Below are 5,579 nucleotides of genomic sequence, written 5' to 3'. Positions count from 1 at the left end.
GGCCGGCACGCCGGGCACACCGGCCATCAGCACGCCGCGCCCGCCGCGCGGGCTTTCGAGGTGGGTCGCCGCGACCTGGATCGACATGCGCCCGGCCACCTCGCTCATCGGCGCGAGCAGCGGCAGGCCGCCGCCCGGGCCCGTCACGGTTTCGTAGGCGATGCAGACGGCGCCGGACTTCACGAGTGCTGCGGCCTGTCCGGGATCGGGCGCGAGATGCAGGTACGTGTAGAGGATCTGCCCGCGCCGCAACATCGCGCATTCCGCCGGCTGCGGCTCCTTGACCTTGATGATCATGTCGGCGCGCGCGAAGACTTCGTCGGCACCGTCGCAGAGCGATGCGCCCGCGGCCGTGTAGTCGTTGTCGAGCAGGCCGATCGCGGTGCCCGCGCCGCGCTGCACCAGCACGCGGTGGCCGTGCCGAGTGAGTTCGCGTGCGCCGGCCGGCGTGAGGCCGACACGGTATTCGTGGTTCTTGATCTCCTTCGGCACGCCGATCAGCATGAGTCGCCTCCATGGCCTTCGTTATCGTTGTCGTGCAGGTGCGCCGTGCGGCCGATCGCGCGGATGCGTATCGACCGCGGTACTGGAATAACAGGGTAGTGGTGCGCGGAGGGAAGTCAAGCGGCCGGCCCGCGCGCACTGCGTTGCAACATCGGTCGTGGCGGGTTGCGACCGGAGGTCGCAATGCAGGGGCTGCCGGGTTTCGGTATCGTCACGGGTGTCGCGGCCCGGGGCCGCGCGCCGGCGCTTCGCCGGCAGCACGTCGAGATAACGACACAACGAGACGAGGGCATTGACCGACATGACCGGGGCGTATTTCAGCGTGCCGACGCTTTGCGCGATCGCGCTCATTCACGTGTACTGGGCGTTGGGCGGGCGGCGCGGCAAGCGTGCGGCCATTCCGGAGCAGGACGGCGAGCCGCTGCTGCGGCCGACCGCCATCGGCACGCTCGCCGTCGCGGCGGCATTGCTGGGCGGCGCGTGCGTGGTTGCCGCGCGTGCCGGCTGGCTGGGGCCGAACCCGTATCCCGGCGCGATCTCGTTCGCGGTCGTTGCGCTCGCATTGATCTTCGCGGTGCGGGCCGTTGGCGATTTCCGTTACGTCGGCTTCTTCAAGCGGATTCGCGGGTCGCGTTTCGCACGGATGGACACGCTGTATTACTCGCCGCTGTGCGCGGCGCTGGCGCTGTCCATCGCGTCGATGTTCTGGCCGCGGTGAACGCGCGTTTCAGCGCTTAGGCGCTTCCCGTTCCGTAAGGTATTCCGCCGGCACGGTATCCGTCAGCCATACGCCGTTTTCGGCGACGAAGAACGTGTGGCCTTGCCGATGCATGCGCTGCGCATCGACCTCGAGAATCACGGGCACGCCGTAGCGCGTGCCGACGGCCAGCGCGGTCCGGATGTCCGGCGACAGATGCACGTGATGACGGGCACCGGGTATCAGCCCTTGCGCCCGAATCGAATCCAGGAAGCGCGTCGCGGTGCCGTGATATAGGCGCTCGGGCGGTTGCGCGGCCGGATAGTTGCGCTGCACGACGGGCGTCGAATGGCCTTGTACCGCGCGGATGCGTCGGCCGTCGTCGGAGAGGGCGAAGCGCTGCTTGTCGTTGGTCGCGCAGACGGTTTCGAGCGTCGCGCGATCGATGGGATGCCCCAGGCGGGCGATGCCGGCGATCAGTTCGTCGATGTCGGCCCAGCCTTCCGGGTCGAGCCGCAGCCCGATCGTTTGCGGCGCGTGGCGCAGCAGGTAGCTGAGGGTTCGGCTGATGCGGGTCGCGTCGGCCGTCGGCAGTTCATTCTTATGTGGTCTCATGAGACGCGGAGGCTACCAGAGTACGATGCAAACCGGCACGCACCGGTGCGCCGCGTGGCTGGAAAGCCACAGCCTTCCGCGAAACCCGACACACGACAATCCTTTGCCTGACGCCCGCGTCAGCGGGTAATCGCGCGAATCCTTTCGCGTTCCGGCTTCCGGACTTTTCAATTGTTGCGATTTTCGATGCATTGAATTGCATTGGCGTACCTTTGAATGGAACCGGTTCCATATATAATTCGCGGCACTTGTCGCCGGGCCCGAAAGAGGGTCGTGCACGTTGCGCTTGCTGTCGGCAAACGCGACGTCTAAGTTGAATGAGGGTCATGAGCGATGAGGGGCAGATGCGGGCAGATGCCGGTATTTGTCAGACGATAAGGCTCACAAAGAAGCCGATCCGTGCAGCGCAGCCTGAACCGGCGCGACGCGCGGCCGCATGAAGGCGCCGCCGCGCATTGCATGGGCGGCGCCTGCATCGAGGTGGTTCGCAACAGACGAAAGAACAGGACGGCCAGCCGATTGCGGCGAGGCTGCCATGCCGGGCATGCCGCATGCGGAGTGCGCGCGTCCGGGCCCCGAGATCCCCAACGATCAACATCCGACCATGTCCACGTCACCTGACAAACCCAACTCGCGCCGCCGTTTCCTGCGCACGTCGGTCGCGCTCGTGCCGATCGCGTCGGTCGCCGGCTGCGACCTGCGCTCGTCGTCGCCTTCCGCGACGACCGGCAACGCGCCCGGTGCATCGGCCGGCGCCGAACGCGCCCCGTACAAGCCGACTTTCTTCGATGCGAAGGAATGGGCGTTCGTCCAGGCCGCCGTCGACCGGCTGATTCCGGCCGACGCCGAAGGCCCCGGCGCGCTCGAATCGGGCGTGCCCGAATTCATCGACCGCCAGATGGAGACGCCGTATGCGCACGGCGCGACCTGGTACATGCAGGGGCCGTTCCAGCAAGGCGTGCCCGAGCTTGGTTACCAGCTGAAGCTGGTGCCGCGCGACATCTACCGGCTCGGTATCGCGGCGGTCAACCGCTATTGCGAGAAGACCCACGGCAAGGCGTTCGCGGAGCTCGACGCGCCGACGCGCGATACCGTGCTGGGCGCGCTGGAGAAGAGCGGCGCGCAGATCGACGACGTGCCGCCCGGCGTGTTCTTCGGCCAGTTGCTGCAGAACACGCGCGAAGGCTATTTCTGCGATCCGGTGCATGGCGGCAATCACGACATGGCCGCGTGGAAGATGATCGGTTTTCCCGGCGCACGCGCGGACTTCATGGATTTCGTCAACCAGAGCGGCAAGCCCTATCCGTACGGCCCCGTCTCGATCAACGGGGAGCGCAGCTGATGGCCGCAGAGAAAAAACCGCATGTCGATGCGGTGATCGTCGGCTTCGGCTGGACCGGCGCGATTCTCGCGAAGGAACTGACCGAAGCGGGCTTGAACGTGGTCGCGCTCGAGCGCGGCGAGTATCGCGACACCTATCCGGACGGCGCGTATCCGAACACGATCGACGAGCTGACCTACAACATCCGCAAGAAGCTGTTCCTCGACCTGTCGAAGACGACGGTGTCGATCCGCCACGGGCTGCAGGACACCGCGCTGCCGTACCGGCAGCTCGCCGCGTTCCTGCCGGGCGAAGGCGTGGGCGGCGCGGGGCTGCACTGGTCGGGCGTGCATTTCCGGATCACGCCGGAAGAGCTGCGCCTGCGCAGCCACTATGAAGAGCGCTACGGCAAGAAGTTCATCCCCGAAGGGATGACGATCCAGGACACCGGCGTGACCTACGACGAGCTCGAGCCGCATTTCGATTTCGCGGAGAAGGTGTTCGGCACGTCGGGGCAGGCGTACAAGGTCGGCGGCAAGGTGGTCGGCGACGGCAACGTGTTCGAAGCGAACCGCAGCGACAACTTCCCGCTGCCCGCGCAGCTCAACACGTATTCTGCGCAGCGCTTCTCCGATGCCGCGAAGTCGCTCGGCCTGCATCCGTACCGGCTGCCGTCGGCGAACACGTCGGGCCCGTACACGAACCCTTACGGCGTACAGATGGGCCCGTGCAACTTCTGCGGCTATTGCAGCGGTTACGCGTGCTACATGTACTCGAAGGCGTCGCCGAACCTGAACATCCTGCCCGCGCTGAAGCAGGCGCCGAACTTCGAGCTGCGCTCGAAGTGCCACGTGCTGCGCGTCGACCTCGACGACACGAAGAAGCGCGCGACGGGCGTGACCTATGTCGACCCGGCCGGGCGTGAAGTGCACCAGCCGGCGGATCTCGTGATCGTGGCCGCGTTCCAGTACCACAACGTGCACCTGCTGCTGCTGTCGGGCATCGGCAAGCCGTACGACCCGATCTCGGGCGAAGGCGTGGTGGGCCGCAATTTCGCGTACCAGAACCTGTCGACGATCAAGGCGTTCTTCGACAAGGACACCTACACGAATCCGTTCATCGGCGCGGGCGGCAACGGCGTCGCGGTGGACGATTTCAACGCGGACAACTTCGACCACGGCCCGCTCGGCTTCGTCGGCGGCTCGCCGCTGTGGGTGAACCAGGCCGGCGTGAAGCCGATCAGCGGCATCGCGACGCCGCCCGGTACGCCGCAGTGGGGCTCGGCGTGGAAGAAGGCGGTCAAGGACAACTACGCGCACACGATCTCGATGGACGCGCACGGCACCAACATGTCGTACCGCGACGTGTACCTCGACCTTGATCCGACCTATCGCGATTCGTACGGCCAGCCGCTGCTGCGGATGACCTTCGACTGGAAGGACAACGACATCAAGATGGCGCAGTACGTGACCGGGCAGATGAAGAAGATCGCGGAGGCGATGGGGCCGAAGGCGATCGGCGTGTCGACGCGCGAGTTCGGCAAGCACTTCGATTCGCGCGCATACCAGACGACCCACCTCGTCGGCGGCGCGATCATGGGCACCGACCCGAAGACGAGCGTGCTGAACCGCTACCTGCAGTGCTGGGACGTGCACAACGTGTTCGTGATGGGCGCATCGGCGCTGCCGCAGGGCATCGGCTACAACCCGACCGGGATCATCGCGGCGCTGGCCTACTGGTCGGCACGTGCGATCCGCGAGCAATACCTGAAAAATCCCGCTCCGCTGGTGACCGTATGAAGAGGACGATGAACCACAACGTCGCGCGCCGCATGTCGCGCGCGCTGGCGGCCGGCGCGGCCTGGGCCGCGCTCGGCTTCGCAGGCGCGACGGCGTTTGCGCAGCCGGCTGCGCCTGCGGCGGCTTCCGGCCCGGCGGCTGCGCCCGCGGCCCGGTCCGCCGACGCGAACCTGATCAAGCGCGGCGAATACCTCGCGCGCGCGGGCGACTGTATCGCGTGCCATACCGCGAGCGGCGGCAAGCCGTTCGCGGGCGGGCTGAAATTCGACACGCCGATCGGCGGCATCTATTCGACGAACATCACGCCGGACCCGAAGACGGGCCTCGGCGGCTGGACTTACGAGGACTTCACGCGCGCGGTGCGCGAAGGCGTGCGCAAGAACGGCGACACGATGTATCCGGCCATGCCGTTCCCGTCGTACGCGCGCCTGACCGACGACGACATGAAGGCGCTGTACGCGTACTTCATGCACGGCGTCGCACCCGTCGAGCACGAGAACCGTGCGGTCGACATCGTGTGGCCGCTGTCGATGCGCTGGCCGCTTACGATCTGGCGCAAGATGTTCGCCCCGACGCCGAAGCCGTTCGACGCGGCGCCGTACACCGATCCGGTGGTCGCGCGCGGCGCGTATCTCGTGCAGGG

6 protein-coding genes are annotated in these 5,579 nt (G+C 66.8%); 4 read left to right on the top strand and 2 right to left on the bottom strand.

The window, feature by feature from the left end; translation table 11 throughout:
- The coding region (locus tag L810_RS36845) for an alanine dehydrogenase (RefSeq protein ID WP_042977745.1) at positions 1-504 on the bottom strand (504 nt) is incomplete at its 3' end.
- Positions 505-805: 301 nt separating this feature from the next.
- Between L810_RS36845 and L810_RS36840 the strand changes: the two genes are divergently transcribed.
- On the top strand, positions 806-1,222 hold the full coding sequence (locus L810_RS36840) for a DUF3995 domain-containing protein (RefSeq protein ID WP_042977744.1): 417 nt from the start codon (positions 806-808) through the stop codon (positions 1,220-1,222).
- A gap of 9 nt (positions 1,223-1,231) precedes the next feature.
- Here the strand turns inward: L810_RS36840 and L810_RS36835 are convergent, their stop codons facing one another.
- Complete coding sequence (locus L810_RS36835; protein WP_021163243.1) at positions 1,232-1,816, bottom strand: RNA 2'-phosphotransferase; 585 nt, start codon at positions 1,814-1,816, stop codon at positions 1,232-1,234.
- 604 nt (positions 1,817-2,420) lie between these two features.
- Between L810_RS36835 and L810_RS36830 the strand changes: the two genes are divergently transcribed.
- The 3 genes from L810_RS36830 to L810_RS36820 all read left to right on the top strand — a co-directional run.
- Entirely contained in the window at positions 2,421-3,158 is a 738-nt protein-coding gene (locus L810_RS36830; protein WP_042977747.1) for a gluconate 2-dehydrogenase subunit 3 family protein, read from the top strand.
- On the top strand, positions 3,158-4,936 hold the full coding sequence (locus L810_RS36825; RefSeq protein ID WP_021163240.1) for a GMC family oxidoreductase: 1,779 nt from the start codon (positions 3,158-3,160) through the stop codon (positions 4,934-4,936). Before L810_RS36830 ends, L810_RS36825 begins: the two co-directional genes overlap by 1 nt.
- Positions 4,933-5,579 (top strand): c-type cytochrome (locus tag L810_RS36820; protein ID WP_042977742.1); only part of this gene is annotated, 647 nt, incomplete at its 3' end. The genes L810_RS36825 and L810_RS36820, both read left to right, overlap by 4 nt.

Origin of the sequence: Burkholderia sp. AU4i, from assembly GCF_000466765.1 — a bacterium.
In the GTDB taxonomy this organism is placed as follows: Bacteria; Pseudomonadota; Gammaproteobacteria; order Burkholderiales; family Burkholderiaceae; genus Burkholderia; species Burkholderia cepacia.
This window is presented reverse-complemented; position numbering and strand designations above follow the sequence as displayed.